This window comes from Paenibacillus sp. CAU 1782, from assembly GCF_054551715.1.
Window position 1 is genome coordinate 1 of record NZ_JBTOLL010000031.1, and the last position, 18,677, is coordinate 18,677.

Sequence of the window (18,677 nt, forward strand, 5' to 3'; positions counted from 1 at the left end):
AGAGCGATGGAGCCCCCGGGGTCAAAGTGTTGTGGAGGGGCCTTCAAGTGTTTCGCAACGTATTGGATACGTATCGCTTCTTACTGTAAATTTCCGGAAACATTGTGGGGCAAGCTTAGACATTAATGACCGTTAGAAGCAAAAAACGCGATGTTTGAGAACTGTTACGGTCACGGATGACCGTTAGCGCCGGATTTTCTAGTAATTTAGCCTTTTTCCAGCGCTAATGGACAGATGTGACCGTTAAAAGTAGCATAATGGCCATTTTGATGCGCTAACGGTCATGGATGACCGATACAGTATGCCGGACTCCTTGCTGAACTTACTTCTGAGCTTCTGCTCGTGGTGCGCCTTACTGGCCTATCTACTGCACATTTCGTGGTGCGCCTTACTGAGCGTTCTACTAAACTTACTTGCTGTACATCATATCTGACTTTTTCGCACCCTTCAGACAGTGTGGAAGTTAATACAGTAATTCGGCTAAATCAATTACATTAGGAAAAGATCAGGCCCCTTAAAGGGTCTGACTTTTTTTGCAGTTTAGCTGCTTGTGACGAGTGGCTGAAGGCCGTCTTGCCGCCAACGCCTGGGGATGCAGTCAGCAGTTCCTGGTGTCGGTCGCGCAGTCAGTGCTTGAGTGCAAAGGCAGCGTATTTTAGTCCGTGTTTTCAAAATCAAGTCCCTCCCAAGTGTTGTGATTCGGATGTCCCCGCATTTTCTTGCCCATAACTTTCTTTACAATAGATTTTCTCTCTCGTACAATAAAGATGTTCATTATGACAGAGAAACTAACATCATCGTGACATAGAGGTGAGCGTGATGACCCATTTTCCTAACCAAATGCCTCATCCGCTGCCGGGAGGTTTGCCGCTGGGGCTCATTAGGCCGCATTACCAGCCCATCATTGCCATGGATACCCGGTGTATTGCGGGTTATGAGGTGTTGGGTAGAATGGTGGATAGCGGCGTTGTGCGAAGCTTGGGGCCATTTTTCGCCGATGACTCTATTTCCATGGAGGAGCATCTGATAGTGGATCGTTATATCCGCGAAGCAGCGGTCCGGCGAATTAGCAAAGAAGAGAATCCACCCCTGCTATTCCTGAATTTTAAACCGGAGTGGCTATATCATGACGGAGCTAGCGAAGAGCTGCAAACGTTAGCTATGCTGGAGGAATACGGACTCGCCCCTGATAGAGTCGTTATTGAAATTACCGAAGAAAGCTTTAACGGGCCTATGGAGATATTGCGGAGCGTTATTGACCGGTACCGCGCCAGCGGCTGTCAAGTCGCTATCGACGATGTAGGCAGCGGGTTTAGCAGCATGGACCGAATCGCCCAGATTCAGCCCAACCTATTAAAGATCGATATGCACATGGTGAAAAAAAGCGGAACCCATAACGGGTACTTCGGCGTTTTGCGCTCCTTCTCGGAGCTGGCGGAGCAGATTGGCGCATCGTTGTTATTTGAAGGCGTTGAAACGAAGGAGGATCTGGAGCGGGCGATTCAGGCCGGAGCCAGATACGTACAAGGTTTTCTTTTTGCCAAAGCGGAGCGGGAGCTATTGAAGCCCGAAGCATTTGCGCCATTCGTTGAGGCGGAACTGGCCAGCAATCTGAAGCGTCATGCCATAAAGGAACGGCATTGGCATGATCATGCGGAAAAAATCGCCGATCAGCTCCTGGACATTGTAGGGCGGGACGATATCGCGGCGGATACGGATGAATGGCTGGAGAGACTGCTGCCGTCTCTGGATGAAAGCTGCATGAGAGTGTACATATGCAATGGCGAAGGCATTCAGCTGTCGGCCAATTTTCGCAGGGATCAAGGCGGGGGAGGCTGGATGAGAGAAGAGCAATTCAGGAATGTGAACTGGAGCTGGCGTCCCTATTACATACCCAATCTGGTGCAATTAAGTCATCAGCGCCGCTCTATTGTATCCCGAGCTTATACCGATCTGGATACGCGCGAATGGATTCGCACGATATCCGTGCTGGTAAGGGATTGGGTCATTCTGTTTGTGGATAGCCGCGATAATCCGGGTTAAACACCATACAGTGGCATTCTCCCACATCTCCGTGAAGAAGGGGACGGTAATAAGTATCCGTAATGATAAACCCCGCTTTGGCATAGGCGCGGACGGCACGTTTGTTCCAGGTTAGAACCTCCAGGTCCACCTCGTTGCCGGGTTTTAGAGACAGGGCTAATGCGGCAGCCGATTGAGCAAGCCGCGAGCCTCTGCCCATCCCGCGCAAATCGGGCCGCAAGCCAAGGCCGAGGCGGGTGACCCCTCCCATCGGGAATAACTGAGCATAGCCGATCAACTCGTCGGCTTCATCAACTGCAACCCAATATTGCTCCTTGCGCAGGACGGGATCGCCAAATTCGATCTCGTCCTTTTTCATGTCGGCCCATGCCGGGAAGTTGTATATATGGTAAGGGGGCTCATAGGCCCACTGGCAAACAAGAGCAGCGTGTGTTTCTTCCATTGGGATCATTGCCAGCTCGATCTCACTGTTTGTTTTTTGATTGGCGGGTGGGAATAAGTGATTGTTATTGTTCATATATTCAGTATACCAGCAATAGATCCACGATGCTCGGCCGTACGCAAAAGCCCCGTGCAAGGTCTGCACGGGGCTGCTGCATGACGGCTTATTGAGCCGCTACTGCGTACTTGTCAAAAGCTTTGTCGTCCATAATGCGACGAGCGGTTACAAAGCGGGATTTGTAGTAAGAGGAATCCAGCTCATCAATGGTTACACCGATACGGGTGGAAGCATGAGCGAATTTACCGTCTCCTACATAGATGCCAACATGAGAAATGCTGCCATTGTTTTTGCCCGTTGTGTCGAAGAACACAAGATCGCCGGCTTTCAAATCGGCTTTGGCTACTTTAACGCCTTGGCTTGCTTGGTCGACCGACCTGCGGGACAAATCAATGCCCATTTTGGCGAAGACATAACCGGTGAAGCCGGAACAATCAAATCCGCTGGTGGATGTGCCACCGTATTGATATTTGACTCCGATCACATCATCGATAATGCCATCCATTTCGGAGCTTGCGAAAGCGCTGCCAGCTTGGAAGGCCAACAGTAGGACAAGTCCGAATAGTACCGCGCTAAGTTTCTTCTTCAAATCATGAAACTCCTTCCGGTGCCGACGAGGTTAGCTGTGGGGTTCGGTTGAAGGTTCCCTATGATCTCGCAGGAGCTGCAGAGCAGCAGCCGAAATCAATTCACCCAAAGTGGTTCCCCCGTTTCCCGATAGGGAATTAGGCTGTATGTAGTTCAGATTTCTAAATCTTATATTAATGTGTAATTGTAGTTTCGTGTTGAATGTGAGAAGATTCTAATAAACTTTCAGAAATGGCGGAGGGCGAATTGACAGATGCCCCCGATTAATAGCAATTTCTCTGCCTCCAGCAGTCCGGCGGAAGTGTATTTTAAGCCATTTTTGTGTATTATAAAGGGATATAAAAGTTAAAAGTTATCATTAATGCGCTAAGGAAGGTTGGTCGCGATGGAGAATGCAGTCGAGAACAAGACATCATCCTCAAACTTTATTAAAAATATAGTTGTGGAAGATTTGAAGGAAGGCCGCGTCCAGGAAATCATAACCCGTTTTCCGCCCGAGCCTAACGGTTATTTGCATATAGGCCATGCCAAATCGATTTGCTTGAATTTTGAATTGGCGGATGAGTTTAACGGAAAAACAAATCTTCGTTTCGATGATACGAATCCGGTAAAAGAGGATACGGAATATGTCGACGCGATTCAGGAAGACGTGCGCTGGCTGGGCTTTGATTGGGAGGAGCTTCGTTTTGCGTCCGACTATTTCGAAGAGCTGTACAATCGCGCCGTGCTGCTGATCAAAAAAGGCAAAGCTTATGTTTGCGATCTGACAGCGGAGCAAACGCGCGAAATGCGGGGCACATTGACGGAGCCGGGCAGGGAGAGTCCTTACCGCAGCCGGAGCGTGGAGGAGAACCTTGATTTGTTCGCCAGAATGCGCGCAGGGGAGTTCCCGGACGGAGCGCGAGTGCTGAGAGCCAAAATCGATATGGCTTCTTCCAACATTACAATGCGCGATCCCGTGCTTTACCGGATCTCCCATTCCCATCACCACCGCACGGGAGATGCATGGTGCATATATCCGATGTACGATTACGCCCACCCGCTCAGCGACGCGATCGAGGGTATTACTCATTCCATCTGTACGCTGGAATTCGAGGACCATCGTCCGTTGTATGATTGGGCCATCGCGGAATGCGAGATGGAGTCGGTGCCGCGCCAATATGAATTTGCTCGCCTGAACGTCACGAACACGGTTATGAGCAAACGTTATCTGAAGCAGCTGGTAGACGAAGGAATCGTGGACGGCTGGGACGATCCCCGGATGCCGACCATCAGCGGCATGCGCCGCCGCGGCTACACAGCGGAATCCATTCGTTCGTTCTGCCGCGAAATTGGAGTTGCCAAAAGCAACAGCGTAGTGGATGAAAGATATCTGGATCATTTTATCCGGGAAGACCTGAAGCTGAAGGCTCTGCGCACAATGGCGGTGCTTCGTCCGCTCAAGGTGGTCATTACCAACTACCCTGAAGGACAAAGCGAACTGCTGCCTGCCGAAAACAACTCCGAGAACGAAGAAATGGGCAGCCGTGAAATTCCGTTTTCCCGTGAAATCTATATTGAGCGGGACGACTTTATGGAAAATCCGCCGAGCAAATATTTCCGCTTGTTCCCTGGCAACGAGGTTCGGCTGAAGCATGCTTACTTCATTACGTGTCAAGACGTCATTAAGGATGAACATGGCGAGGTTGTGGAGCTGCATTGTACGTATGATCCCAAAACCAAAAGCGGAAGCGGCTTTAACGAACGCAAGGTAAAAGGAACCATTCACTGGGTCGAAGCCTCAAGCGCGGTGCCGGCGGATTTCCGCCTGTACGAGCCGCTGATCGTGGACAACCCGGAGGAAGCCGGGAAGCCGTTCCTGGAGCGCATTAACCCTAACTCGCTTGAGGTGCAGCAAGGTTTTGTGGAGCCTAACATGAAGGAAGCTGCGGGAGGGGACAAGTTCCAGTTTTTCCGCCATGGCTACTTTAGCGTAGACGCCAAGGACTCCACATCGGAGAAGCTGGCCTTTAATCGCATCGTTTCGCTGAAAAGCTCTTTTGATCCCTCCAAAGCCTAAGGGAGTATAGATCGGCCCGTCAGGCATTCCGCTTGGCGGGCCGTTTGTTAGAGCATTGGAATGGACAAGCTTGCCACATCTAACAAAAGGGGCTTTCGGATCGTATGCCACATTTGAACGGACTGATTTTGGCCGGGGGACGCAGCTCCCGCATGGGTCGCGACAAAGCGCTGCTCCCAATAGACGGCGAACCGCTGCTGCTCCGCCTTGTGAAGCAAATCGCTCCTCATGTACAAGTGCTCGCCATAGCATGCGGCAGCCGGGAGAAGGAAGCGTTGTATCGGGAGGCGCTTCAGCCATGGCTGAATTCACCTGAAGGACTCCCAAATGATGGGGATGTTAACGGGGATGGCCCTCATGACAGGCCGGGAGAACTCCGCATGTCCACGCCGTCTATCCTTTTTGTCGCGGACAGCTATCCCGGAGAAGGGCCTTTGGCGGGTTTGCATGGGGGGCTGGAGCAGCTGCCCGGCGGTTATGTTTTTGTGACGGCATGCGACTCGCCGGATGTGTCGCTTTCTCTGCTCGCGGCGCAGGAGGAGGCGAGCGGCAGCGGAGCGGATGTTGTTTGTTTGCCCGGACAGCCCTTTCACGGGTTATATCACACTAGAGTTGCGGAAGCGGCAAAGGCGGCGCTGGAACGGGGAGAACGCCGTGTGATGAGCTTGCTGTCGGAGCTGCGCGTTGTGTCGCCGCAATTGGAGCTGCCGCAGCATAGTCCGGTAAATTTGAATACCCCCGAGGAATACGAAGCTTATTTGAAGGAGCGACTGGAGGGGCGGAAGCCATGAATAAGCTGGAAAAGCTGGATGTGATAATAGAAGACGCGACGCTGGCTGATTTGGCCGACATTGTCGGCATTTACAACTCGACTATAGCGGGGCGGATGGTGACGGCCGATTTGGAGCCTGTAACCGTTGATGACAGAATGAAATGGTTTCTGGAGCATTCTCCCCAGCATAGGCCGATCTGGGTAGCCCGTCATCGGGAAAACGGTGAAACTCTCGCATGGCTGAGCTTTCAATCCTTCTACGGGCGGCCGGCCTATCGGGCGACGGCGGAGATCAGCGTCTATATTGCCGAGAAACATCGCGGCAGCGGGCTTGGCTCTCTGCTGGTTTCCGAAGCGGTCAAGGCTTGCCCTTCATTGAAATTGACGGCTCTGGTGGGCTTTGTTTTCGGCCATAACAATCCTAGTCTGGCGCTCTTGTCCAAGTTTGGCTTTTCGCAATGGGGCTTGCTGCCCGAGGTTGCGGAGCTGGACGGAGTAAGAAGAGACCTTGTCATTATGGGCTTGAGGCTGGACTCCTGACGCTGTAAATACCGGTTAGTCGCGGCAAGCCGCGCTGGAGCTTCCGCAGATGAAGGAAGGTGATGAAGGTCAAGCTTTTTCGCAACGCCTATAGTCGCAATACGGCGTTTAATTGGATGGTGGTGCTTTGCCTGCTGGTGTATGCGGCTATCATGATTTATTTGCTTTATTTTCGCCAGCGGTTTACCTTATGGGGTTATTCCTATAATCTCACGCCGTTTGAAACGATTCAGTCTTATATCAAAAGCCGCGACCGGATGAACAGCGATATCTGGATCAAAAATTTGTTTGGCAATATTATATTGTTTATTCCCATTGGCGTCTTTATGCCGTTATTGAACAAAAAGCTTCGCGCCTCTTTTCCCGTCATTGCCTGGTGTGCCCTGCTTATTCTGGTTGTGGAGCTGGTGCAGTTGATTACCAGACGGGGAAGCTTTGACGTAGACGATATCATTCTGAACACGTTTGGAGCCTGGATCGGATTGATGCTGATCAGGCCGTTTTTGAAGAAACGCTAAACGTGTATGTTCTGAATGCCATATTCGACGCCGGCCATGACGCCAGTCATGCTCCGAAATGGAAAGCGGACTTTTTGAACGACCTCTAAAAAAAGGAGATGGAATGGTGAGCAGATACTGGAGCCCGCTGGCCTCCTCGCTTGAGCCGTACGTGCCGGGAGAACAGCCAAAGGACAAAACCTATATCAAACTGAATACAAACGAAAATCCTTTTCCGCCTTCGCCCAAAGCGCTGGAAGCGATGAAGGAGGCGGCAAACGCCGATCTTCGCCTTTATCCCGACCCTACCTGTGAAGAACTGGTGCAGGTGGCCGCCGATTATTACGGCCTAACACCTAAGCAGACGTTTGCCGGCAACGGCTCGGACGAGCTTCTGGCATTTGCGTTTGCGGCATTTTTCGATCCGGCCCGCCCGGTATTGTTCCCGGATATTACGTACAGCTTCTATAAGGTTTACGCCAAGCTGTGCGGCATAACGCCAAAGTTGATCCCGCTGGACGAATCCTTCCAGGTTCCGATTGATCAATTTGCGGGGGACCATGGCGGCATGATTCTTCCCAACCCCAATGCGCCAACCGCCAAGCTTATTCCGCTAAGCGATGTCAGAACGCTGCTGGAGGCCAATCCTGACCGGGTTGTGATTATCGATGAAGCCTATATCGACTTCGGCGGGGAATCGGCTGTGAAGCTTGTTCCGGAGTACCCTAATTTGCTGGTTATCCAAACGTTGTCCAAATCCCGTTCGCTGGCGGGACTGCGCGTCGGCCTGGCTTTTGGCTCCGAAGAACTGATAGACGGATTAAACCGCATCAAAAACTCGTTTAACTCCTACACGATGGACCGTGTTGCCCTTTGCGGCGCCGTGGCGTCCCTGCAGGACGAGGCTTATTTTCAGGAAACTACGGCTAAAGTTGTCGCTACGCGTGATCGGATGATTGCAAGTTTGACGGAGCTGGGATTTATCGTAACGGATTCCAAAGCAAACTTCCTGTTGATCTCCCATCCTTCTTATCAGGCGGCAGAGCTGTTCAAGCAGCTTAGAGAACAAGGGATTCTGGTCAGATACTTTAATTCGCCGCGCATCGATAATTACTTAAGGGTAACGGTCGGCACGGACGAAGAGATGGACCGTTTCCTTCAAGTGTTGAAGCCATTAATCGGCGCATAACAGACCGGACACCAGGGTAAGACCACAGGCGAAATTATCGTTTTTTATCCAAAAAAAGAGCAGCTATTGGAGTCAATTTCGACCCCGATAGCTGCCTTTTTGTGCTTGTAGCATATCTGTATAGCCTATTCGTAAACCACTCCGGCATAATATTCAACCAGATCTCGAATCAGCATAAAAAACTCGCCATTGGTAATGGCTTGCGGATCAACAATGGAATCCAGCGTTTCCTGCGCGAACCAACCGTTTGCCACAAACGACTCCACGGTCATGTCGGCGGCTGTTGCATTGTCTATGGCATTTGCGATCGTTTTGACCGTTTGCTCAAGGGACAATGGCTGGCCAGCCGGGTTTTCCACTCCTGCAACGGCTACAGACGGATCGCCATGGAAAAAGTCCGAATGCTGCTGCTTCACGCGATACAAACTGTACACGATCCGCTGCATATTGGATTTCCCATCCAGATCAAACGCCTTGTTATCGTGATTGCCGCTTGTCAGCAGCATGCTCACCGCCGCGGCCAGCCCTTTGTAAGCTTTGTGGTTCATATAATACGGCGTTTCGAATGTCTCCATTTTCAGATCCATGCCTTGCGAAGCCAATCGGCCGCGCAGTTCGCCAATCAGCGCCTCCGAGCCCGACATGAAACGGAAAGTAACGGCGTGATCCTTGGCCAGCTTGGCTGCCGCTCCGGCGGCTTCGCCCGTTGCCATGCCCAGCGGAATCACCCTTGCGCTGCCGTGAGGCAAGGAATCGAAGCTTGCGGCCCGTCCCACAACCAGCAGATGGTCAACTGTTTTTGGCACCAGCGTGCGGAACGGCACGCCGTATTGTTTAGGCGAATACAGAACGTAACCGGTGTCCAGATGGCTTGCTGCCTGAATATCCACATCATAGGAGCCGTAAGCGATGGCGTCCCAGTGATCGCGGTTTGCCAGCAGATCCGCCATGGTCAGACGGTATTCGCCTTGGATGTGGCGAGACTCCCGAACATACAATTCATCGAACGTATAGGCTAACTCCAGATCCTTAAACTCGGTAAAAGTGGTCTTTAAATAGTCGACGATCCGAGGCGCTTCCGCGTTTCCGATTTCCAGCGCTTCCTGAATGCTGTCCGGGTCGAGAGGATTAATGTCAAAAATATGCATGGCATTTATCAGGATGGTATCGTCGTTCTGTCGCCCGATGTTGAGACCGCGCAGCTTGACGCGCTCCGGATTGCTGGACTCATAGTTTTTGGCGCTCGGGAAACCCCAGGCGCTCATCGCGTCGATGCCGGTATCGGGATGTTTCCCGAAGGAATCCCAAATGCTCTGCGTCATGCCCTTTAAGGCAAAAACCAGCGTTACAGCCATCTGGGCGTCGCCGTTGCCGATATCTTCCCGTCCAAGCGTATACGTTGCGCCCGCTGCGGCGGCGATGTCGCCATCCTGCGTGGCGTCGATAACGGATTGAGCGGCAACCTCCAATTCCTTCCCGTTGCCGGTAACGATGCGCATGCCGTTTACTTTCCATATGCCGTCGGCGGATTCCGTTGTCAGCGGCTCCATGGAACGGGTTTTCATCAGCAAATCAATATTTTCTTCAGCCTTCACCATTTTATAAAAAACGTTGGCGGCCGTATTCACATCAAACGAGGTGCCTTCCACCTGGTCGTACCACTCCTGGAAGATGCCCTTGTCCAGGAAATTATGTCCGCTGCCAGGTATGGAGGACTGCTTGGGCGAATAGTTCAAGTCCAGCGTATTAAGCCCGCCGACCGTCATCAGTCCCCCCAGAATTTCGCGTTCCTTGCCATCAACAAGCAGGACGGACAAGCCGTTGCGTGCCGCCGATACCGCAGCCGCGATGCCTTCCGGGTCGGTTCCCGCCACGATAACATCGTATTGCTCTTGTATCTGCTCAGCCGACTCAACGGCAAGCAGCTCCTGCCGCTTATTGTGATTGGTGGTATCCTTATCCTTCATCCATAAATACGCAGCTGCGCCTACAATAACTGCAGCGACCAACGCAGCGCCGATCAGCCACTTCCATCCAAAACGTTTTTTCCGGTTGAGGTGGTAGGCTTCAAGCGGCATAGGCTCCTTCTGGACCGTGCCGAAGAGAACCCAGGAATAAGGAACAAACCGCGTGACCAGACCAACAACGAGCCAGGAACCGATCAGCATAAATACAAAGCTGCCAAAATAGCGTGCATGCTCCAGCATCGAAGAGCCGAAGTGGCGCACGTTGTCATCGTAAATAAACAGGAAGATCAGATGAATCAGGTATACGCCGAATGAAAGCTGGCCTAGTCTGTACAATGTCTTCGATAAAATAATTGGCATATGCCTGTAAATAAAGAAGGACAAGCCAATGACGACAAGAGCCGAAAATACAGTATGAAAGTTCCATAGAAACTCATAAATCAGAATATGGTATCTCGCCCCGTTGGCCCGCACATTATAATAAAGCATGACATGCGACAGAGCCAGAGTGAGCCAAATGCCGAAGGTCAGGCACCAGACGGCGATTTTTTTCGGACTTGCGTTTTCTCGGGTGACCGCAAACCAATCCTTCAGCTTGGGGAAAAAGATTCCAATTGCAGCCCCGGTAAAGAAAAAGGCGAAGTAGGAAGGAGCCAAGCTGCCTTTCATATCAAGTCTCCAATAATATTCATTCAACAGGAAAAAGGCCCATTGCAGCAAAAAGCCTGTTGGTATGAGCAAATAGACGGTTTGTTTCCACCGCTTCACAACCCACAGGAGCAGTGGGAACAGCAAGTAAAACTGAACGCTGATAAAAATAAAATACAGATGGGCATAAACTTCGCCCTTGGCCAGCTCCACAAGAAATTGCCAGAGCGCGTCTGACGTTAAATAGGGTAAATCAGCCCTTATCTTTCCATAGACAAAATAAATGGCAGAGAACAGAACGTACGGTATGATTATGTACAGAAGCCGTTTTTTGTAGAAACCCTTAATCAGCTTGCCGTCCAGCGGACGGTTGTAATAGCTGTAAAAAAGCACAAAGCTGCTTAGCAAAATAAAAGTAGGGGTGCCAAAACGCATAAAGGTGTTGGCAAAGTTATAAAGGAAAAAATAAGCCGAATCCCTCATGGTAATCGTTGCCGCCGCGCTGGCGTGAACCGAAAGTACGCCAATAATAGCAATTGCCCGCACGAGTTGAAGCTGTGGAATATGTTCCTTTTTCTTAACCGGTGTCGTGCTCATAATCGTTCCTTTCTTTTGCGTAATTTACTGGAAAAAGGGTTAGAATCGTATAAATGGTATCATTTACCCAGCTGCCTATGCAACCAGACAAAATCATAATTTACGCAAAGAAGGAGTTCCTTCCTGATCGAAGGAACTCCTTTCTTGCATTCTCGGACATGAAACCGAGGCGCGCCGCCTAGCCATCAGCGCTCTTCATCGAAGTTCTGCATTAATTCCTTGGCGCGTTCCACGTCCTGCTTGCGCACTTGAATTCGCTTGAGCGAGCTGCCCTCCAACGACACCTTGGTCTTCAATCCATTGCTTTTGAAGATGGCATCCAGCCGGTCGATATCGTCTACGCGCGAACCGCTTTCGGTCCGGACGACTACCCACTTGCTTCCAAACCAGCCCATTCTTCTCACCTCCCCGCCGTAATTGGAGACTCCTTAAATTGTATTCGCCTCGCTGATTCCTTCATGACTTCAAACCGAAAATTAAGGTGATCGGGATGGCTCGAGGCACCAACCATGCAGGGTTTGCAGGAAATCCCAGGCCGTGATATACTTCGAGATAATTATGCAAAATTAGTTGTTCAAAAAGTTCGGTTAGAACTACATAATAAAGGAGGTGAAGGTAGGATGAATCGGGAGTTTGTTAATGTCCAAGTGAGCCGGCTGCCCATTGCGATGGCTGGCATCATGCATGGTTTTGTTCAAGACGGGAGAAGTCTGTCCATTTTTAACCATACAACATTACAACTACCGAAAAGGCTCCTACCTTAACCTGAAGTGATACCGGGCGTAGGGAATTTTCCCTGCGTCCTTTTTTTGTGCATGGAAACCGGGTAGGGCCTCATTATAGGAGGAACCCTCATGTTAATGATAAATTGCCAAAATGTTAAAAAATACAATGCCGCTCAGCTTGTTCTGGAGAATGTAACCTTCGAGCTTCATCAAGGAGAAAAAGCCGGGCTGGTTGGACGGAACGGCTGCGGTAAAACAACGCTGCTTCGATTGCTTGCCAAGCTGGAGGCACCGGACGACGGCATGCTTGCGATTGCAAAAAATATAAGCATCGGCTACCTACAGCAAAATTCTGGCGGGGAAACGGGAACGTCAGTCTATGCTGTGCTTTCTTTGGCCTATCGGGAATTGCTGCATTTTCGCAATGAAATGTCGCAGCTGGAGGTCGCTATGGCTTCGCCGGAGCTGGGGGCCGAAGAGTTGGAATCGCTGCTTGCGCAATACGCCAAGCTGCAGGAGCGTTACGAGGCGGAAGGCGGCTACGAGCTGGAGTCCACGATTGACGGAGTTGCAGAAGGGCTGCGCATACCACGGGAATGGTATGTCAGAGAGTTTCAATCATTGTCGGGCGGCGAAAAAACGAAGGTTGCTCTTGCCTCGCAGCTGCTGTTGAAGCCTGGGCTGCTGCTGCTCGACGAACCGACGAATCACCTCGATATGTCTGCCGTGGAATGGCTGGAGGATTTTTTGCAGAAGTATGCGGGCTCATGCCTGATCGTATCCCACGACCGTTACTTTCTGGATCGGGTCGCTACCAAAATCGTAGAGCTGGAGGATGGCGAATCCACGGTATTTCACGGGAACTACTCCCGTTATGCCAAGGAGAAGGAAGAGCTCATTCTTCGGCAATTTGCGGATTATCAGGAGCAGCAGAAGCAGATCAAAAAAATGAAGGAAACCATCAAGCAGCTGCTGGAGTGGGGGCGGATCGGCGACAACGGGAAGTTTTTCCGGCGCGCGGCCAGCATGCAGAAGGCGCTTGATCGGATGGAAAAGGTAAAACGGCCGGCCATAAACCGCAAGGAAGCGGAGTTTGAATTAAAGCCCACTGAACGGTCGGGCAAGCAAGCAGTCGTCTTTCAGGATGTGGAAAAAAGATACGGTTCAACTCCCGTGTTATCGGGGATTTCCGGAGAACTTCATTATGGCGACAATGTGATGCTGATCGGGGATAACGGTTCGGGTAAGTCCACCTTGTTAAAGCTGATGCTGGGCGAACTTACGGCGGATAGCGGAGAAATCAAACTGGGCTCCCGCGTCGAATTCGGCTATTTGGCGCAACAGCTGCCTCCCGACAATCCGAAACAAACCGTTCTTCACTATTTCCGGAGCGAAGCCGGGATGGAAGAGGGGGAGGCCCGTAATACGCTGGCGGCGTATCTGTTCTACGGAACAGAAGTTTTTAAGCCTGTCGGCATGTTGTCCGGCGGAGAATGGACCCGTCTGCGCCTTGCATTGCTCGTGCTGAAGAAGCCGAACCTCCTTATTCTGGACGAACCAACCAATCATATGGACATTGCCTCCCGGGAGGCGCTGGAGGAAGCGCTGGAGGATTATCCGGGCACGCTTCTGATCGTTACTCACGACCGTTACCTCATCAACCGGCTGGCACAGAGGATATGGGAGCTGGATCGCGGGCATCTGGAGATTTATTTAGGCGGTTTTGACGATTACAAGACAGAGCGCGGAAGAAGAAAAGCTCAGGCACTCCCGGATGGAACCGGGAGAGTCGGCAAGCAGGGCCAGTCGCTAACTGCCAGTGTGGGAGATGAACGCAAAGCCGCTGGCGGCGTGAAAGAGCACAGCGAGGAGCGGCGCCGAACTGAAGCGGGCAAGAAGCAAACCTCTGCAGCCCTCAACGGACAACAAGATTTCAGCAGCGAACAGCTGGAGGCCAAAATCGAAGAAGCGGAACGACGTATTGCTGCGCTTGATGCAGCTATGGAGCAACTGGGGCAAACCGGAGAAGCAGCCGAAAGGGCGGAGCAGTTGCAGCAGGCCTGGAGCGAGCGTGAAGCGCTTCAGGAAAGTTTGGACGGATGGATGGAACAGTGGCTGGAGAAGCAGGTTAACTAAAGCACGATGATCAATGGCGGAGGGATGAAATATGAAGATTGAATCGCAAAAGATTACGCCCAACTTGTGGTTTGACACGCAAGCGGAGGAGGCGGCAACGTTTTATGTTTCTGTTTTTGCAAACTCCGAAATCCGAAAAGTGTCGCGCTACGGAAAAGAGAGGCATGGCAGTCAAAGTCAATCTGAAGGTAAAGTGATGACGGTTGATTTTTCGCTGGAGGGACAACATTTTGTCGCATTAAACGGCGGTCCGCATTTTCGGTTCACCGAGGCGATTTCCTTTATCGTCAGCTGCCAGGATCAGGGGGAGCTTGATTACTTTTGGAACAGGCTATCGGAGGGCGGAGACGAAAAAGCTCAGGCATGCGGCTGGCTGAAGGACCGATTCGGGGTATCCTGGCAGGTGATCCCATCTTGTCTGTCCGAAATGTTAAGCGGCCCCGATGCGCAAAAAACAGAGAGGGTCATGAAGGCGCTGCTACAAACGAAAGCAAAAATCGATATTGAAAGTTTGCGGAAAGCTTACGAGGAGTAATGATGCAGTCTCTCCGATAACTGGAGGGCTTACGAAGTCGTCGAGATGTCTTCGGTGATTAAACTGACGGGCTGTTACTCATTAGTGGTATAGGACGGGGAGCGCTGCAGCAAGCTAAAGCAGGGGACGCTTGCGGGCGTTTTACCGTAAAAGTGCAGAGCCAACCCCCTTGACATATCCAACTGTAATAGATATCATTACAGTATAAAGCAGGGAGGCCCGCGCATAGTGAATAGTGAATTTACGATTGCCGTACACAGTCTTGTTTATTTGGCCTATTTGCCGGATAAGATGGCCAGCAGCGATCTGATCGCCGAAAACGTCGGCACTCATTCCGCCCGCGTTCGCAAAGTAATGAGCGGTCTGCGGAAAAGCGGCTACGTCGACACCCGGGAAGGCTCCGGCGGAGGCTACCGCCTGACGATTGATCCTGCTGTCGTAACCTTGGCCGACGTCTATCGGGTAATGGCCCAAGGTTCATTGATTCCCAGCTGGTGCTCGGGAGATCCCGGCATGGATTGCGTAGTGGGCTCCAATATGAATAAGGTTATGTTCAGCATTTTCTGTACGGCGGAGAAAAAGCTGGAAGAGCACTTTGGCGGCATCACGATTAATGATGTGCTGGGGCAGATTCATAACTGCGACAAAGTGCAGAACAACGGGTGAGACGGGTTATTCCCTTAATCATACACAATGGATAGATGAAAGGAATGATGATAATGTCAGCAGTAGCATTGACCAAAGATACTTTTTCCGAAAGCGTAAAAGCTGGTGTTTCTCTTGTTGATTTCTGGGCGCCATGGTGCGGACCTTGCAAAACTCAGCTTCCGATCGTAGAGGAGCTTTCCTCTGAGCTGGCGGGTCAAGCGACCATTGCCAAAATCAATGTGGACGAAGAGCCTGAACTGGCTTCCCAATTCGGCGTTATGAGCATTCCTACGCTGATTCTGTTCAAGGACGGACAGCCCGTTGACAAAATGGTTGGCCTGCAAAGCAAAGATTCGCTTAAAGCGAAAATCTCCAACCAACTGTAAGCCGCTAATCTCGGTCGAATGATCGATGATTAAGCGCAAGACGATGCCGCATTCCATTAGCCCTGAGCTGATGGAATGCGGCATTTTTTTATGTGCAACTTATTGGTCGATCGGAGCGTTTAAAGGGGTAGGGACTAGAAGATATTTACATAAAGCGAGAAGAAGATGGGAATAAAAAAGCCGAGGGAGTGTTTGCGTTGAAGGGACGAGGGAAAAGGAAAAAAAGCAGGCTTGCATTGGTTTTGGCCGTAACGATGGCGGCTTCTGTCTGGAGCGTGCCGGTTATGGCGGCAGAAGGGTCTAATGCTGCTAATGAAATGTTAGCGCTGTCAGAAACGAAGGCTGATGAAGGCATCAAGGCGGATGAGAAGGATGCCAAGATTGTCAAAGCGGAGGCGGAGAAACTGCTTCGCCAATATGTTCGCATTCCCGACGATTATCAGCTGCAAAGCTCAAGCTACAGGACGGGCAAGCTGGTCAATGGTACAAGAAGCTACTGGGAAATGTATTTCGTCAAACGGGTGAACGGCAAGCAAACGGCAGCTGTTAGAGGCTCTTTGGATGCCGCCAGCGGGCAGTTATTAAGCTTTTACAATGAGCAATATGCGCCTGTGGCTCAAACGACCTATCCGCTGAAGGTGGACAGAACCAGCGCGTTGAAGCTGGCAGAGGAATTTATTAATCAAATCGCCAAACCCTATTCCTCCGATGTCGGGCTAAATGAGACGTATGGCGTCATGCCGCTGCCTCCTCTTAGCGGATCTGTTACTCATCAAATCCGGTTTGACAGGATCGTGGAGGGTATTCCTTATCTGGGCAATTATATCGAGCTGTCCATCAATAGCGAAGGTCATGTGGAAAGCTTCGGGCTTAATTGGGACGAAACGATCGTTTTCCCCAAAGCGGGCAATTATATGAGCAAGGAGCAGGCGGTATCGGCCCTTAATGCTGCTGCATCTCTGGAGCTTCGTTACGTACTTCCCTATAATGCGCCATCAGATCAGCGCATCCCCCGCTTAAGCTACGGGATGCAGACAGTGGCCGTAGATGCCGTAACAGGGCAGAAAACGAATGATGACCGCTCTTATATCTATTACTACTATGGCGATGTATCCAAAACACCGCTGACGTCGGAACCCTTGGCGGCCAAGCCTCAACCGACATCGATTTCGGAAAAGGATGCGATTGCAGCGGTTGAGAAGGCATTTCCGCTGCCGGAAGGCAGCGAGCTTCAGAGCTCAGGCTATACGGAGTCGCGCGAAGAGGGAGAAAGCAAAACCAGCTCCTCCTGGAATTTGGATTGGTCCGTCAAAAGGGAGGGGAGCGACCCCGGCAGTATTTCCGCCAGAGTAAACGGCAGCACAGGCGCAATAGAAAGCTATTACAACTTCAGAAGCAGGGATACCTCGGAGAGTAAAGGCATTACGCTGGAGCAAGCGATCGCCAAAGCCGAGGAAATCGTCAAGCAGCAGCTGCCATGGCTGAGTCATGAACTATATACGATCGCCCCATCATCCAAGATTTACGAAGGCCGCAAGCCGGAGGAGATTTATAGCTACGACATTCAATTCCAGAGGAAGGTCAACGGGGCTATCATCGATTACGATTCCGTTTATGTATCCGTTGATGCGATTTCAGGCCAAGTCAGATCGTATTCCAGTTCAATCCACTCTTTTGATTACCCGGCCAAATCACCGGCTCTAATTACTCGTTCTGAAGCGCTTGCCAAATGGATGGACTATTACGATGTTCAATTGACCTATCGGGTGGATCAGCAATATATGTTGGATGGAGCGCTGTTGTCTGCTGACAAAGTGGATCTGATGCGTGCGGCAGGGGATCCCGCCTTTGCCAGGGCTGAGCTGAAGGCCGATATTGGGCTGATTTATCAGCTTGCTGACAAGGATCGTCCGGAGTCATTGTTCCTGGATGCTCAAAGCGGGGAATGGCGCAGTCAATCCACGGGAGCAGTCACCGGCCTGGAACTGCCGCGGGCAACCGATGCCGAGGGACATTGGGCGGAAGAAGCGCTACAACTCATGGTCGCATACCGTGCCCTTGAGTTGAATGATGGCAAGGTAACACCAAGCGCGGTTATTACTCGCGGCGAATTGATCAAAATGCTGGTTCTGGCGCGGAATAATGGGCGCGCACTTAATTTTGACATGATTAAAAACTCGGCCGCGGCAGCCTCGTTTGCCGATGTAGCCGCCGACTCGACCTATTTTGCTTATGTAGAAACGGCGCTTCAGCAAAATCTGATTGATTTAGGCGATGGCGCGTTTAATCCCGACGAGCCGGTAACGCGGGACGATATGTCGGAGCTCATTGTTCGCGCCTTGGGATACAACACGTTGGCGAACTATGATTATATTTTCAAAGTATCCTTCAAGGATGAGGCTGCTATTGTAAACAAAGGGCAAGCTGCCATTACGGTGGGGCTAAAAATCATGAGCCTGTCCGACGGCAAATTCCTGCCGGTGAAAAAGGTGACAAGAGCGGAAGCTGCTACTGCGTTTTTCCGCTATTTGCAGAAGCGGGAGGAGCTGCAGGAAGCTCCCTTGCGTATGTAGCTGACAAGCAGGTAAGGCGCATGAGCCCCCTTAGGCCTCTGGGGCAGGGGAATGCGCTGGCAGTAGCGGATCATATGCTCTTGTGGACATCGGTGACCGTTAGAAGTGATTTTTTGGGGAAAATCAAAGTCTAACGGTCATTTAAGTCCATAAGAGCACTAGCCTTGCACCAAACCTAACATGAAAAACAACCTTCTCATAAGTTCCTATATTTTGAAGAAATTGATGGTATTCTCTGGAAATCCATTAAAAAAACTCCTAATGTAAAAGGATAG

General features: G+C 51.1%; 15 protein-coding genes and 1 riboswitch. Of the genes, 11 read left to right on the forward strand and 4 right to left on the reverse strand.

Annotated features, from left to right (window positions below; all coding sequences use genetic code 11):
• The first annotated feature begins 819 nt into the window (after positions 1 to 819).
• Positions 820 to 2,043: an EAL domain-containing protein gene (locus ACX93W_RS27090; RefSeq protein ID WP_459395493.1), complete on the forward strand. Its 1,224-nt coding sequence runs from the start codon at positions 820 to 822 to the stop codon at positions 2,041 to 2,043.
• Here ACX93W_RS27090 and ACX93W_RS27095 read toward each other — a convergent pair.
• Together ACX93W_RS27095 and ACX93W_RS27100 are read right to left on the reverse strand one after the other, a co-directional pair.
• Positions 2,006 to 2,485, reverse strand: coding sequence for a GNAT family N-acetyltransferase (locus ACX93W_RS27095; protein WP_459395494.1), 480 nt, complete (start codon positions 2,483 to 2,485; stop codon positions 2,006 to 2,008). The two genes, ACX93W_RS27090 and ACX93W_RS27095, sit on opposite strands and share 38 nt — an antisense overlap.
• A 163-nt stretch (positions 2,486 to 2,648) precedes the next feature.
• Positions 2,649 to 3,131 (reverse strand): C40 family peptidase, encoded by a 483-nt coding sequence (locus ACX93W_RS27100; RefSeq protein ID WP_459395495.1) that lies wholly within the window; start codon positions 3,129 to 3,131, stop codon positions 2,649 to 2,651.
• Between the two features lie 4 nt (positions 3,132 to 3,135).
• Positions 3,136 to 3,284, reverse strand: a riboswitch (cyclic di-AMP (ydaO/yuaA leader).
• Positions 3,285 to 3,515: 231 nt separating this feature from the next.
• Here ACX93W_RS27100 and ACX93W_RS27105 point away from each other — a divergent pair.
• The 5 genes from ACX93W_RS27105 to hisC all read left to right on the forward strand — a co-directional run bounded on the left by ACX93W_RS27105 (position 3,516) and on the right by hisC (position 8,187).
• Positions 3,516 to 5,189 carry a glutamine--tRNA ligase/YqeY domain fusion protein gene (locus ACX93W_RS27105; RefSeq protein ID WP_459395496.1) on the forward strand — a complete coding sequence of 558 codons (1,674 nt, stop codon included), beginning with the start codon at positions 3,516 to 3,518 and terminating at the stop codon, positions 5,187 to 5,189.
• 104 nt (positions 5,190 to 5,293) lie between these two features.
• Positions 5,294 to 5,980 (forward strand): molybdenum cofactor guanylyltransferase, encoded by a 687-nt coding sequence (mobA, locus tag ACX93W_RS27110; RefSeq protein ID WP_459395497.1) that lies wholly within the window; start codon positions 5,294 to 5,296, stop codon positions 5,978 to 5,980.
• Positions 5,977 to 6,501 (forward strand): GNAT family N-acetyltransferase, encoded by a 525-nt coding sequence (locus ACX93W_RS27115; protein ID WP_459395498.1) that lies wholly within the window; start codon positions 5,977 to 5,979, stop codon positions 6,499 to 6,501. The genes mobA and ACX93W_RS27115 overlap by 4 nt, the downstream gene beginning before the upstream one ends.
• Positions 6,502 to 6,563: 62 nt before the next feature.
• The gene (locus ACX93W_RS27120; protein ID WP_459395499.1) at positions 6,564 to 7,019 is read left to right on the forward strand and encodes a VanZ family protein; all 456 of its coding nucleotides are present in this window, start codon (positions 6,564 to 6,566) and stop codon (positions 7,017 to 7,019) included.
• 106 nt (positions 7,020 to 7,125) lie between these two features.
• Complete coding sequence (gene hisC / locus ACX93W_RS27125) at positions 7,126 to 8,187, forward strand: histidinol-phosphate transaminase (protein WP_459395507.1); 1,062 nt, start codon at positions 7,126 to 7,128, stop codon at positions 8,185 to 8,187.
• Positions 8,188 to 8,312: 125 nt separating this feature from the next.
• Here the strand turns inward: hisC and ACX93W_RS27130 are convergent, their stop codons facing one another.
• Both ACX93W_RS27130 and ACX93W_RS27135 read right to left on the reverse strand, forming a co-directional pair.
• A complete protein-coding gene (locus ACX93W_RS27130; protein WP_459395500.1) occupies positions 8,313 to 11,399 on the reverse strand; it encodes an FAD-dependent oxidoreductase in 3,087 nt (1,028 codons plus the stop codon).
• 185 nt (positions 11,400 to 11,584) lie between these two features.
• Complete coding sequence (locus ACX93W_RS27135) at positions 11,585 to 11,794, reverse strand: hypothetical protein (protein ID WP_459395501.1); 210 nt, start codon at positions 11,792 to 11,794, stop codon at positions 11,585 to 11,587.
• A 459-nt stretch (positions 11,795 to 12,253) separates the two neighbouring features.
• On the opposite strand from ACX93W_RS27135, the gene abc-f reads away from it, so the two are divergent.
• From abc-f to ACX93W_RS27160, 5 genes are all read left to right on the forward strand, one after another.
• The gene (gene abc-f / locus ACX93W_RS27140) at positions 12,254 to 14,260 is read left to right on the forward strand and encodes a ribosomal protection-like ABC-F family protein (protein WP_459395502.1); all 2,007 of its coding nucleotides are present in this window, start codon (positions 12,254 to 12,256) and stop codon (positions 14,258 to 14,260) included.
• A 31-nt stretch (positions 14,261 to 14,291) separates the two neighbouring features.
• Positions 14,292 to 14,795 (forward strand): VOC family protein, encoded by a 504-nt coding sequence (locus ACX93W_RS27145; protein ID WP_459395503.1) that lies wholly within the window; start codon positions 14,292 to 14,294, stop codon positions 14,793 to 14,795.
• A 228-nt stretch (positions 14,796 to 15,023) separates the two neighbouring features.
• Positions 15,024 to 15,461, forward strand: a complete 438-nt coding sequence (locus ACX93W_RS27150) for an RrF2 family transcriptional regulator (RefSeq protein WP_459395504.1) — start codon at positions 15,024 to 15,026, stop codon at positions 15,459 to 15,461.
• 53 nt (positions 15,462 to 15,514) lie between these two features.
• Complete coding sequence (gene trxA / locus ACX93W_RS27155; protein WP_459395505.1) at positions 15,515 to 15,829, forward strand: thioredoxin; 315 nt, start codon at positions 15,515 to 15,517, stop codon at positions 15,827 to 15,829.
• Positions 15,830 to 16,026: 197 nt separating this feature from the next.
• A complete protein-coding gene (locus ACX93W_RS27160; protein ID WP_459395506.1) occupies positions 16,027 to 18,402 on the forward strand; it encodes a YcdB/YcdC domain-containing protein in 2,376 nt (791 codons plus the stop codon).
• Positions 18,403 to 18,677: the final 275 nt, after the last annotated feature.